This window comes from Vibrio sp. ES.051, assembly GCF_002563795.1.
Taxonomy (GTDB): Bacteria; Pseudomonadota; Gammaproteobacteria; order Enterobacterales; family Vibrionaceae; genus Vibrio.
The window spans coordinates 1,328,023-1,342,551 of sequence record NZ_PDJL01000004.1; the positions used below are offsets into that span (position 1 = coordinate 1,328,023).

Consider the following 14,529-nt stretch of genomic DNA (forward strand, 5'->3'; position numbering starts at 1 on the left):
TGAGATAAAACTGAGGTGAAATAGCAAAAGCAACACAAATTTTTAGGAGAATCACCGTGAAATGGAACCGACTAAATATTGCTTGCTGCTGTAGCTTAATAGTGTCTTTACCCGTTTTCGGTCAAACCTTAGAGCAAGCTGTGGCATTGACGTTAAAAAATAATCCAGATATTAAAAGCGCATTTAACGAATTCACTAGTAGACGCTATGTTAATGAAGCTTCTTCTGGCGCTTACTTGCCTTCCATCGATTTAGATGCAGGGATTGGCTATGAAGGACTTGATCCATCCGATGAGGTCGGTCGTGGGGACACCGACTACACTCGGAAGGAAGCTTCTGTGACATTAACCCAGCTCATTTGGGATGGTAGCGCAACCTTAAATGATATTGATCGAACCGCTGCTGATGCAGAATCGGTTAGGTTCCAACTATTGGCTGACGCATCAGACAAAGCACTGGAAGTCACTAAAGTGTACTTAGATGCGGTCAAAGCCTATGAAATTTTGAAACTTTCTGAAAGCAATCTTGCGGTTCATAAAGATATTTATGACGACATTAAAAAACGTGTAAATTCAGGTATCGGTTCAACAGCGGATTTAACTCAGGTGGAAGCACGTTTAGCCAAGGCGCATGGTAACTTAGCCGCAGCGCAAAATAATTTATACGATACACATACAATGTTCACTCGCTTGGTGGGTCAAACTCCGCAAGGGCTGGTGTTTCCTAGAGCCGATCAAAACTTTATTCCATACACTGTTGATGAAGCGGTAAGTTTAGCCTTTGAACTGCACCCTGTCGTTCAAGTCTCGCTCGCTGATGTAGACTCCGCAAAATTTCAGTACAAACAATCTAAAGGGGTTAACTACCCAACTATCTCGATTGAAGCGTCTCAGACATGGCGCGACGACGCTGATGGCCTCAAAGGCCGAAGTGATGAAACGCTTGCGATGCTACGCTTGCGTTACAACTTATTTAACGGTGGTAGTGATGCGGCGAATTCTGAAAACTTCGCATACCAATTGAACAAAGCAAAAGACTTGCGTGAAGGCGCATATCGAAATGTTGAGGAAGGATTGAGACTCTCTTGGAGTGCACTGGATTTAACGCTCCAACAAAAAGAGTTTTTATCCGATCATGTTGATTCTGCATCAGAAACGGTCATTGCTTACGAGAAGCAATACCGTATTGGTAAACGAACATTACTCGATTTGTTGAATACAGAAAATGAGTTATTTGAAGCACGTAAGGGTTACGTCGATTCAAAGTACGCTGAGCAGTATGCAAAATATCGAGTGATGAATGCAACAGGTCAGCTATTGAGCGCTTTGAGAGTCGAAATGCCTAAAGAATGGCTACAAGAAGTGGAGTATTAATGATGAAATATATAACTATTATTGCACTATCATTGGTACTTTCAGCTTGTAGTTCATCCAATAATAATGGGGACGAATATGAGTACATGGCCACTCCGCTCGCCGAACAATGGGCTGACCATTTAGACGATGACGGTGACGGCGTGATCAACGAAAGGGATTTATGCCCAGGTACACCGCTCGGAGCAGAGATTGACAATGATGGTTGTGGCTCCTATGTGGATTCATCACAAGAGATGCAAATCCGGATTTTGTTTGCTAACGATTCTGACAAAATTAATCCTATTTTCTCAAAACAAATTCTTGAACTGTCGAATTTCTTGAAAGAGTACCCAGATACTTCCATTGAGATCCAAGGGTATGCCAGCAAAACAGGCAGTGCAGAACACAACCTCGATTTGTCCAAGCGTCGCGCAGAGAATGTGCGAAAAGAACTGTTGAGCAATGGCATCAGTGGCAGTAGAGTGGCTATCGTGGGTTATGGAGATACGGTACTAGCAACACAAGGCACAGATGAAATTAGCCATGCATTAAACCGTCGAGTAACAGCAACCGTTATAGGCTATAAAGGGGAAGTGAAAAAAGAGTGGACTGTTTTTACGACTCTTCCTAAGAGCTAAACATTGAATCATACCGTGAAAAAGAAAGGTCAGCACATAACGTAATGCATGTAATTTAGGTTAATTCTCACTTTTTATAAGGTCTCGTTGCATAACAACTGGGCCTTTCTTTTTAGGTTCCGTTAACCGTATTATGCTTTAGGAATCGGCGCTTTAGTGTTAGTCTAACCGCGTAATAACAATGAGAGTTTTGAAATGAGCAAACTTACATCAGATATCCAAGCAAACCTTGACCTTTTCGTTGCAGAAACGAAAGAAAGCCACTTAGTTTGGGGGCTACGTAATGAAGAAGGTTGGCTATCTTGCGATTCAACTGAATTCGAAAACAGTGAAGTCATGCCTTTCTGGTCTTCTAAAGAAGATGCAGAAACACATAATGTTGAAGAATGGGCTGATTTTACAGTACTAGAAATTCCGCTAGATATCTTTGTTGAAGATTGGCTTCTAACTCTTGCAGAAGATGGCGTTCTTGTTGGCACAAATTGGAATGCACAGCTAGAGGGTAAAGAGATTGAACCCCAAGACCTCGCTAAGCTATACGTAAGCTAGTTTGTTCTAACTTTAAAAGTAGCGGCATTCGTTTTTAGGCTGAATTTTACAGACCTTCGACTTCCTGCTTTTGAACCAACGACTGCATCACGGCTTCTTTGTTACTTAAATAATCATCGAGGCCTGTTTTGCGTAAGTCGCAGGCTGGGCAATCCCCACAACCATCGCCGATAATACCGTTGTAACAAGTTAACGTGGTTTCACGAATCAGTTGCAATGCATCGTATTGGTCGGCCAATGCCCAAGTTTCAGCTTTGTTCAACCACATCAATGGCGTTTTGATAATCAAGTTACGATCCATACCTTTCACTAGTGCCGCGTTCATCGCTTTAACGAAGTCATCACGACAATCAGGGTAGCCACTAAAATCCGTTTCGCATACACCCGTTATCACCGCTTCAGCACCGATTTGGTAAGCATAAATCCCCGCAAGGGTAAGAAATAGGATATTACGCCCAGGAACAAAAGAGTTTGGCAAACCATTCTCTTGCAATTCATGTGATACAGGAATGTCATCACGCGTCAAAGAGCTGATCGCAAGTTCATTGAGCAAACCGACATCCATAACTTTGTGTGCCACCACTCCCAGATCTTCCACCACTTGTTGAGCGACCTCAATTTCCAGTTTGTGGCGCTGGCCGTAGTCAAAGGTGACTGCATGAACTTCATCAAATTCTTTAAGAGCTTGAACCAGACATGTTGTCGAATCCTGCCCACCACTGAAAACAACGACGGCTTTTTTCATTTCTCTCTCCGGGCTTAAGCAATATTTAGGTATTTATGAGTTTGAACAGACAAGCGCCAATTACGAGCAATACATGTCTCAATACACAATTGGGTTGCGCGAGGCTTCTGACTTATAGGCTGTAATGCAATCACCGTATTCGTGGCAACATTCGCGTCTGCTAACAATGCATCCAGATGGTCGATGTCTTTATGAGTCCCGACGGGATGTTTGATCTCATTAGCACGTTCCAACGCACTGTTAAGTACAGGCAGTTTAGCTTTCATGGCCACTTTCGGTGACGCTGTCACCCAAGTGTTTTTTGAAGTGACCACCTCTGACGTTCCACTCGTTTCGATTTGGCATTGGCACCCCATATCTTCAAACGCATTGGTTAAAGGCCGTAGATCGTAAAGGCAAGGTTCTCCCCCAGTAATGACTATGTGCTTGGCGTTAAAATCCTGTTTTTTATATTGCTCTACGATGCTCTGAGCAGATGCAACACACCAAGTTGGGGAGTCTTCCTTCTTCACCAAAATATCGCCAATCTGACGTCGGTCACTCTCATCAGCATACCAAGTCTGTTTGGTATCGCACCATGAGCAACCTACCGGGCACGCTTGAAGGCGAATAAAAACGGCAGGTATTCCAGTGAAAATCCCTTCCCCTTGGATGGTCTCAAACATCTCATTTAGCTTATACAACGTGAACTCACTCAACTCATCATACTTCGAGGCGAAGACCATAATGTAGAGGCGTGCCTAGGTCAATTTAAACCAAAAAATTAATTGTTAAAATAGGTCATTTTGTAGTTTCATAGTCACCGTCTACTTAAGTTTGTTGGTCATATTTCGGCCACACTAAGTTCTGCTAAAGTTCCCTAAGGTTTAAGGTAAGAAATGATGTACAAATTGATCGCATTAGATATGGATGGCACTCTCTTAAATAGTGACAAAGCAATTTCTGAAGAAAACAAACAAGCGATCGCTAAGGCTCGCCAAGCTGGAGTTACTGTTGTGCTGGCTTCAGGCCGCCCATTAGAAGGAATGCAAGATAAATTGGATGAATTGGATATTCGCTCCGATAAAGATTTTGTTCTTTACTACAATGGATCCATGGTGAAAAACGTAGGTACGAATGCCATCATCCACCAGCAAATTATTGATGGTAAAGCAGCAAAATTGATTGCGCGAAAAGCCAAAGAACTAGGTGCATATGTGCATGCATTTAGCCAAGTTCATGGACTAATCACCAATGAAAGCAACCCATACACCGACATTGAGGCGAAGATCAACGGCCTGACTGTGACTGAAATGAACTTCGAATTTCTCGAAGATGATCACCCTATCATCAAAGCAATGATGGTCGCAGAGCCAAGTAAGTTAAAAGAAGTGATTGCCGCGTTACCACAAGAGCTCCGTGAAGAATTTACCGTAGTGCAAAGTGCAGCCTTCTTTTTAGAGTTTCTCAATCCGCTCAGCAACAAAGGCATTGGTGTCTCAGCAATTGCAGAGCATTTGGGCATTAAAGCTGAAGAAGTTATTTGTATGGGGGATGCAGAAAACGACCACCACATGCTGCAATTTGCTGGATTAGGAATCGCGATGGAAAACGCAATGGATGAGACTAAGAAAATCGCTGACTATATTACAGCAAGTAATGATGACCACGGTGTGGCCAAAGCGATTGAAAAGTTCATTCTAAATGTATGATTTGCTCAGTATCTAGAAATCGCTCCTCACAATCTTGTTACGATTGATACAAAGCCTTGCAAGTAAGCAAGGCTTTCTTTATTTGAAGTACACGAAAATCATCATGTTCCTAATACATAGATTGCTGTTTCTCATGTGTGAGCTTTCTCGCCAACAGAACAAACAACAGCATCAGCAATGGATAATGGAACGTCGATAATACCAACGACCATAAGCCGCTATATGATATTGCCGCAGTGAAATACATATATAGTTGCTCAGCTAAAAGCAACAATAGTGTGATAAAGATCATCTGACGAGAATCTAACTGTACTTTTGATTCTTTAAACGTCATTACCAGCGCAGAGGCTGTGAACAAAATAGCGAGCCAACGACCAAATACAGGCAATGGCCAGATAAAAGAAATGACCGCAGTCATCGCCGTCATTGTGAACCATACCCCTTTAGAACTCAGCAGTTGATCAACATTCACCTCTTGGTTTGTTTCCAAACGTAAAACGTGCCAAGCCACTAGGCTTCCTAATAGCGCGCCAAACAACATATCTAAAATGAACGCCGAACCAAGGAAAAACTTGCATAAGATAACCGTAAGAGTGGCAACTGACACAACCGCCGCTGTACTGTTAAAACCAAGCTTATGAGTTCTTTGGAGCAAAAAGGTAAAAATACAAAACCACACCGCAATAGGTAAACTTGGAAAACTAAATCCAAAACTATGTGCAAGCTTCGCCATTGGCATATACACATGTGGCCGAGGAAGTGAAAAGCCCTGCTGCGCGACGAGTACCATAAGGGATGTTGCGCTAATAGCGAAAAAGAGTCGGTATACAAATCGACTGTCAAAGCGCATCATGATGAAAGGAAACAAAACCAGTAATATGACCGGTTTTGTCAGCGCCACAACGAAGTTAGCAACTTGACTCGCTATCTCATAACTCTCTTCTGAGAGAGCCCCTACCCAACTTTGTAACCCACCCAGCCATACCAGCTCTATTTGACGGAATGATGGTGCGGACTCAATCAGCTGAGTCACGTAAGAAACAGGCTGCGTTGTGGCTTGCTCAAAAAATTGAATAGCTTTGGGCCATTGGGCAGGATAACGATATAACGATGCAGAAAGCTCTGCTGGGTTAAGCAGCATGGCGGACGCAACCTCAACGCCGTAGTGAGGTGCAAACCAAATAGGTAATTCATTCCCTCCCAAGGAGTTATTCATTGAAAATGCAATGATCTCTGAATCCGAGACACAATCGTAATATATGGCCGTCTCTGTTTGACCTAACGTTTTACCAACGGTAACCACCAGTCCGGTTTCTTCCCACGTTTCTCGTTGAACAGCAACTTTCGGGGACTCTCCTTCGAGAACCGTCCCACCAGGCAAAGAGATTTTATTGGTCAATACCTCATGGACCAACACAAGCTTATCAACAGTTCGCACCACACATAGCGCGCCTTTTACACCTTCAGCGGGTGACTGCGTTGCCGCAATTGAAGATACAGGTAACAGAATACAGAAAAGGGCGAGGGAAAATAACTGTCTCAACACAGGGTATGGCCTTAAATAAAGAGAATCATGACCAATGAATAATGACAGCTAAACCAATCTTTTTCGACAAAAATCAAGTAACGAGTGATGCAAAAGAGATAGACCTAAAAGTTCTAATTTGATTAATCATTGGAAAAGGTCAATAAGGCAATTCTGTATGCCGCTTTTTATTCGCCGTTAATGGCTTTCTTAGGCAATGAATGTGATGCCCAAACCCATGCTTTGCATAAAGCGATAACGCCCCTTGATTAAAATGCCACACCTCTACAAACATCTGTTTCGCACCGTAATCGATAAAAGTCGACTCAATTTTTTCAATAAGTGCTTGCGCGGCCCCTTGATTACGAAACTCTGGTGATACATAGAGCTCATCCACACTTCCCATCATGACTGGTTTACTGACTGTAGATGTTAACTCACAAAAGTGGCCTGAGATAAAACCAATGACCTCGTCTTTCCATTTCGCCACATAAACCAGACACTCGGGATTATCGAGATAACGAGCAATGCTTTTCTCTTGCTCAATGTCCTCAGCGGTTTTGAAAAGCTCAGGTGATTGCATATGATGCTCATCATGCAAATCGAACATAAGATCGTTAAGGGGTTCAAGGTCGTTAAAGCACGCAGATTTAATTACGAACGCAGACATACTCAGGTTTAGGTTTACCAATGATTGAATGACGATAGTGTGTGAGCAAAACCTCGGGTTGGCAAGCTGCAAAACCACGTTCACAAAAATTTGTTCTGCTAAAACCAAAAAAGCCTCTGCACTTAATGAGCTTACAGAGGCAGAACCAAATCACAGAGTTAGAGGGGCAGAGTTTTGGCTAGAAGTTTGAGGCGAGTTACCCAACCATGCTTAACGTCGCAATACTCTTTCTATCTCATTTAAACTGCTTGGGTCATCAATCGTCGATGGCACAGTGTATTTTTCACCATCAGCGATTTGACGAATCGTTCTACGCAAAATTTTACCGGAGCGCGTTTTCGGTAAACGATCGACCACTAACGCATGTTTGAAACAAGCTACCGCTCCAATCTCGTTACGTACTTTACCGACTAATTCACCTTCTAGGTCTAGTTCATCGACTTTGACTCCATCTTTCAACACAACAAAGCCAAGTGGGAGCTGTCCTTTAAGTTCATCGTGAATACCAACAACAGCGCATTCTGCAATCGCCGGATGCCCTCCCACAATTTCTTCCATTTCGCCTGTCGACAAACGATGTCCCGCGACATTAATCACATCGTCAATACGTCCCATAATAAACAGGTAGCCATCTTCATCGAGATAACCACCATCACCTGAGACATAGTAACCAGGGAATTGGCTGAGATACCCTGTCTCAAATCGGTCATGGTTACGCCACACCGTTGGCAGACAACTTGGTGGCAGCGGACGTTTTAGCGCAACAAAACCTTGTCGGTTTGGTCCGACAGGCTCGCCAAGTTCATTCAGTATCTCTACCTGATAACCCGGGATCGGTTTGGTTGAAGAACCCGCTTTAACGGGCATCATTTCAATACCCGTTGGGTTACCGGAAATAGCCCAACCTGTTTCTGTTTGCCACCAGTGGTCAATAACCGGCTTGCCAGTTTTGCTTTGTACCCATTCGAGCGTCGGAGGATCCAACCGCTCACCGGCCATAAAGATAGTTTTTAAATGCGACAAGTCATACTGTTTTAAACACTCACCTTCAGGGTCTTCTTTTTTAATCGCGCGGAACGCCGTCGGTGCAGAAAACAAGACATCTACTTTGTATTCATCACATACGCGCCAGAATGCGCCCGGATCGGGAGTTCGGACCGGCTTGCCTTCAAACAAAATCGTTGTACAACCGTGAATAAGTGGGGCATAAACAATATAAGAATGTCCGACTACCCAACCGACATCGGATGCCGCCCAAAATACGCCGTCTTGTGCAATATTATAGATAACACTCATTGAATACTTCATGGCTACTGCATGGCCACCATTATCACGCACTACCCCTTTCGGCTTGCCTGTGGTGCCCGAAGTATAGAGAATATAAAGTGGATCTGTTGCTAACACTGGTACGCATGCATGTGGCAGAGCTTGACCGTATTCTTGTTGCCAGTCTAAGTCTCTTTCTTGACTCAGATTAGCTTCGCATTCTGGACGTTGCAGGACAAAAACTTTTTCAGGTTTCCAGCGGCTGTCCATAATGGCTTTATCCACCATTGGTTTGTATGGGATAACCTTATTGATCTCAATCCCGCAAGAAGCGGTCATGATGACTTTTGGTTCTGCATCTTCAATGCGCACAGCCAGTTCATTTGGCGCAAAACCACCAAATACGACCGAGTGAATCGCCCCTAACCGAGCGCAAGCGAGCATCGCCATCGCGGCTTCTGGGATCATCGGCATGTAGATGACCACTCGGTCGCCTTTTTCTACGCCTTGATTGGCTAGCATACCTGCGATTTTGGCGACTTGATCACGTAATTCTCGGTAGGTGTAAGCCTTTTTGCTGCCCGTGACTGGCGAATCATAAATAAGGGCTATATTGCCACCTCGACCTTGCTCGCAATGGTAATCCAGTGCTAACCAGCAGGTATTCATCACACCATCAGGAAACCAACGTTCAATCCCATTGTCATCGGCTTTCAAAATGGTCTTAGGCGATTCAAACCAGTCAATGCTCTCCGCTTGAGCACGCCAAAAACTCTCCGGTTCGTTTTGCGCCCATAGATATTCTTTTTCGTATAGAGACATATTGCTTCCTCCAGAATGTCCTGACATCACACTCTTTCTATTCAAAGACATTGGAGGGAACACGCACAAAGCCCTCCATCAGTATTCTCGCACTTCGGCTCATAATGGCTTTCTGTACCACCCAACCTTGCTCAGTTTGCTTCGCTTTTGCACCGACTTTCAGCGTTCCTGACGGGTGACCGAAAGTGACCGACTCTTTTTCACCGCCACCAGAGGCAAGGTTCACCAACGTTCCCGGAACACAAGCCGCTGACGCGATCGCAACCGCCGCTGTTCCCATCATGGCATGATGAAGTTTGCCCATCGACAACGCACGAACCAGTACATCAACATCGGATTCATTGACTGCTTTTCCGCTCGAAGCAACGTAGTTTTTCGGCGTTGATACAAAAGCAATCTTAGGTGTGTGCTGGCGGGTTTGCGCTTCTTTCAGGTCAGAGATTAGCCCCATTTTTAACGCACCATGTGCACGGATGGATTCAAACATCGTCAATGCAGCCTGATCATTATTGATGTCATCTTGCAGTTCAGTGCCTTGATAACCAATCGACTCAGCGTCAATAAAAATGGTCGGAATCCCCGCATTAATGAAAGTCGCATTGAACGTACCCACATCAGGAACCACTAAGTCATCGACCAAGTTTCCGGTTGGGAACATGCTACCTTCACCATCAGAAGGATCGACAAAATCCACTTGGATCTCTGCCGCAGGAAACGTAACACCATCGAGTTCAAACTCTCCGGTTTCTTGCACAAAACCATTCACAATCGGCACGTGAATCAATATGGTTTTGTTGATATTCACCTGCCAAACCCGCACAGTGACCATTCCGTTTTCAGGAATACGATCTTGTGGAATCAAACCAGCATGAATGGCGAAAGGACCCACTGCCGCAGACAAATTGCCGCAATTACCACTCCAGTCAACGAATGGCTTATCAATTGAAACTTGTCCAAATAAGTAGTCAACATCATGTTCTTCTCGGTTGCTGCGCGAAACAATCACCGCTTTACTCGTGCTAGAAGTTGCGCCGCCCATGCCATCGATTTGCTTTGCATACGGATCTGGGCTACCGATAACACGTAATAATAATTTGTCACGTGCTTCACCAGCCACTTGCGCTTGTTGCGGTAAATCTTCAAGACTAAAAAAAACACCTTTACTCGTACCGCCACGCATATAAGTAGCGGATACCTTGATTTGGCTTTGGCTTACGTTATTCATCTCCCGCTCCTATTGCGCTAAGAAGTCTTGAGCAAAACGCTGTAATACACCACCCGCACTATAAACATACAGTTCATCACCCGTATCTAAGCGGCACGTGACAGGAACGTCAACTTTTTCTCCGTTGCTGCGTGTGATGACCAAAGCCAAATCGGCGCCGGGTTTAATCTCACCAACCACGTCGTAAAGTTCAGTACCATCCAGCTCTAACGTATTACGATTGATCCCCGGCTTAAACTGCAGTGGCAATACGCCCATACCGACCAAGTTAGTACGGTGAATACGCTCAAAACCTTCCGCTACAATCACCTCTACGCCGGCTAATCGAACTCCTTTTGCCGCCCAGTCACGGGATGAACCTTGACCGTAATCCGCGCCAGCCACAACAATGAGTGGTTGTTTGCGATTCATGTAAGTTTCTATCGCTTCCCACATGCGAACCACTTTGCCTTCTGGTTCAATTCTCGCTAGAGAGCCCTGCACGACTTCGCCGTTCTCCTTCACCATTTCGTTAAACAGTTTCGGGTTCGCAAAAGTCGCACGTTGCGCGGTTAAGTGATCGCCTCGGTGAGTCGCATAAGAGTTAAAGTCTTCTTCCGGAACGCCCATTTTGGTTAGGTATTCACCTGCGGCACTGCTCGCCATGATCGCGTTTGATGGCGATAAGTGGTCAGTCGTTATGTTGTCGCCTAAAATCGCCAAAGGACGCATACCAGATAAAGATCGTTCACCCGCTAGCGCGCCTTCCCCCTCTTTTTGCCAATAAGGCGGACGACGAATATAGGTACTCATTGGACGCCAATCGTAAAGCGGGTTGGGATTTTGCTCTTGGTCATTCAGTTTGAACATCTGAATGTACACCTGATTAAACTGTTCTGGTTTAACGTGCTCACCGACAACGGCATCGATTTCTTCGTCAGTTGGCCACAAATCATTAAGGTGAATAGGCTGACCATGTTTATCCGTGCCCAGTGAATCTTGCTCGATATCAAAACGAATAGTTCCTGCCAATGCATACGCCACGACCAGCGGTGGCGATGCTAAAAAAGCTTGTTTCGCGTAAGGATGAATTCGACCATCAAAGTTACGGTTACCAGAAAGCACCGCTGTCGCGTACAAGTCGCGGTCAATAATCTCTTGTTGGATTTTGGGATCCAGCGCGCCGCTCATGCCATTACACGTTGTGCATGCATAGCCAACAATACCAAAACCGAGCTTTTCTAATTCTGCTAATAAGCCCGCTTCTTCAAGATACAAACGTGCCACCTTTGAGCCCGGCGCAAAAGAGGACTTCACCCAAGGCTTGCGCACAAGGCCAAGCTCATTGGCTTTCTTCGCCACAAGTCCGGCTGCGACCACATTTCTTGGATTACTGGTGTTGGTACACGAGGTGATCGCAGCGATGATAACCGCGCCATCTGGCAACTCACCTTCTTTTTGTTCCCATGACCCAGAAATACCACGCAGTGCCAGCTCTGACGTTGGCAAACGGCGGTGCGGGTTTGAAGGGCCAGCCATATTACGACTGACGGATGATAAATCGAACTCAAGAACGCGCTCGTAAACCGCAGTATCAAGATCATCGGCCCAGAGTCCGGTCTGTTTCGCGTATTTCTCTACCAGTTCAACTTGCTGGTCCTCACGACCCGTCAGTTTGAGGTAATTGATGGTCTGCTCATCAATATAGAACATGCCTGCTGTCGCACCGTATTCTGGTGTCATGTTCGAGATAGTGGCACGGTCACCGATAGTCAGATCTCGTGCCCCTTCACCGAAGAATTCGAGGTAAGCAGAGACAACCCGCTCGTTACGTAAAAACTCAGTAATTGCGAGAACAATATCTGTTGCGGTAATGCCTGGCTGGCGTTTACCGGTCAGCTTTACACCCACGATGTCTGGCAGACGCATCATCGACGGACGACCTAGCATCACAGTTTCGGCTTCCAGACCACCGACACCAACCGCGATAACACCCAGCGCATCGACGTGCGGGGTGTGACTGTCAGTACCAACACAGGTATCTGGGTAAGCAATGCCCTGCTTCGCTTGCACCACTGGCGACATTTTTTCTAAGTTGATTTGATGCATGATGCCGTTACCCGCAGGGATCACGCTCACGTTTTCGAATGCTGTTTTACACCACTCGATAAAATGGAAGCGATCTTCATTTCTGCGATCTTCAATCGCACGGTTTTTCTCAAATGCGTCAGCTTCAAAGCCCGCATGTTCTACCGCAAGTGAGTGGTCGACAATTAACTGAGTTTCGACCACGGGGTTTACTTTTGCAGGATCGCCGCCCTGCTCTGCAATTGCATCGCGCAGGCCAGCTAAATCAACCAATGCTGTTTGCCCAAGAATGTCATGGCAAACAACACGTGCAGGATACCAAGGAAAATCCAGATCGCGTTTGCGTTCAATGAGCTGTTTAAGGCTGTCTGTTAATCGGTTTGGCGCGCAGCGGCGTACCAGTTGCTCTGCTAACACTCGTGAGGTGTAAGGGAGCGTTTCATAAGCTCCCGGAGTTATACTGTTTACGGCTTCGCGGGCATCAAAGTAATCCAGTTGAGTTCCCGGAAGCGACTTTCGATATTGGGTATTGATATTGATGTTCATAGTTTGCTTCCATCCAGTCTGTATATCTTCCTTCACCACCACCTTCCATTGCTCCAGAAACGTCGTGATGAGGGGATCTCCTTCCTCTGCAAAGAGAGAAATACAAAGGAAGGAGATGGCGGTCAATCAAAGCAAATACATACTCTGATTGACCTTCGCGCTAGCGATTCTCGATAGGCACCCAATCCTGATGGTCTGGGCCCGTGTAATCCGCACTTGGACGAATAATGCGGTTATTGGCACGTTGTTCATACACGTGCGCCGCCCAGCCAGTTAAACGGCTCATGACGAAAATGGGCGTGAATAGTTTGGTCGGAATGTCCATAAAGTGATAAGCCGATGCATGGAAGAAGTCGGCATTACAGAACAAGCCTTTTTCACGCTTCATGACCGACTCCACGCGCTCGGACACTGCGTATAGGTGCGTATCACCCACTTGCTTCGACAGCTCTTCTGACCAACGTTTGATCAGTGCATTGCGAGGGTCGCTTTCGCGATAAATGGCGTGACCAAAGCCCATGATCTTGTCTTTGTTAGCGAGCATTTTCATGATGTTGGCTTCTGCTTCGTCTGGCGTGTGCCAATCTTCAATCATTTCCATCGCGGCTTCGTTTGCGCCGCCATGCAAAGGACCACGGAGCGTGCCTATCGCTGCGGTAATACAAGAGTGGATATCTGACAATGTCGATGCACAAACGCGGGCTGAAAACGTTGACGCGTTAAACTCATGCTCTGCGTAGAGGATCAATGAACAATGCATCACCTGTTTGTGCAACTCGGTTGGTGCTTTATCGGTTAGCAGTTTAAGGAAATAACCACCGATGCTATCTTCGGTCTGATCTTCTGTGTCGATACGTACACCATCATGACTGAAGCGATACCAGTAACAAATGATGGCAGGAAAAAGCGCCAGCATACGTTCCGTCGAATGCAGTTGCTCATCGAAGCTCATCTCCTGCTCTAGGTTCCCTAACACAGAGCACCCTGTACGCATCACATCCATTGGATGAGCAGTTGCAGGAATCAGTTCTAACGCTTGTTTAAGCTCGGCTGGAAGGCCACGTAGGCTTAGCAGGTATGTCTTATAAGCATCGAGTTCTTGCTGACTCGGTAAGTGACCGCGTAACAGGAGATGCGCCACTTCTTCAAATTGAGCGTTGTTTGCAAGATCTGTAATATCGTAACCACGATAAGTAAGACCAGTTCCCGTTTGACCGACAGTACATAAAGCGGTGCTTCCCGCGCTTTGACCACGAAGGCCTGCACCGCCTAATTCTGCTTTCTTTTCTGCAGCTTGAGACATTGTTTGAACTCCTTTTCTGTCTGTCTTTGCTCTCTTTGGAGCGTTTTTAGCCAGACGAATTTCACGTTATTGGATTAGATATATTCCGATTATCTCTTCAAATAATTTCTTGGGTTTCCGTTTATTC

General features: G+C 45.5%; 12 protein-coding genes. 4 read left to right on the forward strand and 8 right to left on the reverse strand.

The genetic code is table 11. The annotated features are described in order from the left end of the window. The first annotated feature begins 56 nt into the window (after positions 1 to 56). The 3 genes from ATG66_RS12540 (at position 57) to ATG66_RS12550 (ending at position 2,542) form a co-directional block, all read left to right on the forward strand. The gene (locus ATG66_RS12540) at positions 57 to 1,373 is read left to right on the forward strand and encodes a TolC family outer membrane protein (RefSeq protein ID WP_179885652.1); all 1,317 of its coding nucleotides are present in this window, start codon (positions 57 to 59) and stop codon (positions 1,371 to 1,373) included. 86 nt (positions 1,374 to 1,459) lie between these two features. Then, positions 1,460 to 1,993 (forward strand): OmpA family protein, encoded by a 534-nt coding sequence (locus ATG66_RS12545; RefSeq protein WP_373560845.1) that lies wholly within the window; start codon positions 1,460 to 1,462, stop codon positions 1,991 to 1,993. Positions 1,994 to 2,188: 195 nt separating this feature from the next. Then, a complete protein-coding gene (locus tag ATG66_RS12550) occupies positions 2,189 to 2,542 on the forward strand; it encodes a DUF2750 domain-containing protein (protein WP_098415615.1) in 354 nt (117 codons plus the stop codon). Between the two features lie 46 nt (positions 2,543 to 2,588). On the opposite strand, the gene queC is transcribed toward ATG66_RS12550, so the two are convergent. Next, positions 2,589 to 3,287 (reverse strand): 7-cyano-7-deazaguanine synthase QueC, encoded by a 699-nt coding sequence (gene queC, locus ATG66_RS12555; protein ID WP_098415616.1) that lies wholly within the window; start codon positions 3,285 to 3,287, stop codon positions 2,589 to 2,591. Between the two features lie 14 nt (positions 3,288 to 3,301). Then, positions 3,302 to 3,952 carry a 7-carboxy-7-deazaguanine synthase QueE gene (queE, locus tag ATG66_RS12560; protein WP_179885653.1) on the reverse strand — a complete coding sequence of 217 codons (651 nt, stop codon included), beginning with the start codon at positions 3,950 to 3,952 and terminating at the stop codon, positions 3,302 to 3,304. A 216-nt stretch (positions 3,953 to 4,168) separates the two neighbouring features. Between queE and ATG66_RS12565 the strand changes: the two genes are divergently transcribed. Further along, positions 4,169 to 4,978 carry a Cof-type HAD-IIB family hydrolase gene (locus ATG66_RS12565; protein ID WP_098415617.1) on the forward strand — a complete coding sequence of 270 codons (810 nt, stop codon included), beginning with the start codon at positions 4,169 to 4,171 and terminating at the stop codon, positions 4,976 to 4,978. A 109-nt stretch (positions 4,979 to 5,087) separates the two neighbouring features. Here ATG66_RS12565 and ATG66_RS12570 read toward each other — a convergent pair whose 3' ends face one another. The 6 genes from ATG66_RS12570 to prpC all read right to left on the reverse strand — a co-directional run bounded on the left by ATG66_RS12570 (position 5,088) and on the right by prpC (position 14,402). Beyond that, positions 5,088 to 6,524: a bifunctional NUDIX hydrolase/phosphatase PAP2 family protein gene (locus ATG66_RS12570; protein WP_098415618.1), complete on the reverse strand. Its 1,437-nt coding sequence runs from the start codon at positions 6,522 to 6,524 to the stop codon at positions 5,088 to 5,090. Between the two features lie 139 nt (positions 6,525 to 6,663). Continuing rightward, positions 6,664 to 7,173 carry a GNAT family N-acetyltransferase gene (locus ATG66_RS12575; protein ID WP_098415916.1) on the reverse strand — a complete coding sequence of 170 codons (510 nt, stop codon included), beginning with the start codon at positions 7,171 to 7,173 and terminating at the stop codon, positions 6,664 to 6,666. A 210-nt stretch (positions 7,174 to 7,383) separates the two neighbouring features. Further along, positions 7,384 to 9,261 carry a propionyl-CoA synthetase gene (locus ATG66_RS12580; RefSeq protein ID WP_179885654.1) on the reverse strand — a complete coding sequence of 626 codons (1,878 nt, stop codon included), beginning with the start codon at positions 9,259 to 9,261 and terminating at the stop codon, positions 7,384 to 7,386. A gap of 37 nt (positions 9,262 to 9,298) precedes the next feature. Then, a complete protein-coding gene (gene prpF, locus ATG66_RS12585) occupies positions 9,299 to 10,486 on the reverse strand; it encodes a 2-methylaconitate cis-trans isomerase PrpF (protein ID WP_098415620.1) in 1,188 nt (395 codons plus the stop codon). A gap of 9 nt (positions 10,487 to 10,495) precedes the next feature. Further along, a complete protein-coding gene (acnD, locus tag ATG66_RS12590; protein WP_098415621.1) occupies positions 10,496 to 13,099 on the reverse strand; it encodes a Fe/S-dependent 2-methylisocitrate dehydratase AcnD in 2,604 nt (867 codons plus the stop codon). Between the two features lie 160 nt (positions 13,100 to 13,259). Beyond that, complete coding sequence (gene prpC, locus ATG66_RS12595; RefSeq protein ID WP_098415622.1) at positions 13,260 to 14,402, reverse strand: bifunctional 2-methylcitrate synthase/citrate synthase; 1,143 nt, start codon at positions 14,400 to 14,402, stop codon at positions 13,260 to 13,262. Positions 14,403 to 14,529: the final 127 nt, after the last annotated feature.

What these genes read in the sequence shown, in the direction of transcription:
- ATG66_RS12545 (WP_373560845.1), top strand. Translation starts at nt 1,460, where the DNA reads ATGGCCACTCCGCTCGCCGAACAATGGGCTGACCATTTAGACGATGAC.
- ATG66_RS12550 (WP_098415615.1), top strand. Translation starts at nt 2,189, where the DNA reads ATGAGCAAACTTACATCAGATATCCAAGCAAACCTTGACCTTTTCGTT.
- queC (WP_098415616.1), bottom strand. Translation starts at nt 3,287, where the DNA reads ATGAAAAAAGCCGTCGTTGTTTTCAGTGGTGGGCAGGATTCGACAACA.
- queE (WP_179885653.1), bottom strand. Translation starts at nt 3,952, where the DNA reads ATGTTTGAGACCATCCAAGGGGAAGGGATTTTCACTGGAATACCTGCC.
- ATG66_RS12565 (WP_098415617.1), top strand. Translation starts at nt 4,169, where the DNA reads ATGTACAAATTGATCGCATTAGATATGGATGGCACTCTCTTAAATAGT.
- ATG66_RS12575 (WP_098415916.1), bottom strand. Translation starts at nt 7,173, where the DNA reads ATGTCTGCGTTCGTAATTAAATCTGCGTGCTTTAACGACCTTGAACCC.
- ATG66_RS12580 (WP_179885654.1), bottom strand. Translation starts at nt 9,261, where the DNA reads ATGTCTCTATACGAAAAAGAATATCTATGGGCGCAAAACGAACCGGAG.
- prpF (WP_098415620.1), bottom strand. Translation starts at nt 10,486, where the DNA reads ATGAATAACGTAAGCCAAAGCCAAATCAAGGTATCCGCTACTTATATG.
- acnD (WP_098415621.1), bottom strand. Translation starts at nt 13,099, where the DNA reads ATGAACATCAATATCAATACCCAATATCGAAAGTCGCTTCCGGGAACT.
- prpC (WP_098415622.1), bottom strand. Translation starts at nt 14,402, where the DNA reads ATGTCTCAAGCTGCAGAAAAGAAAGCAGAATTAGGCGGTGCAGGCCTT.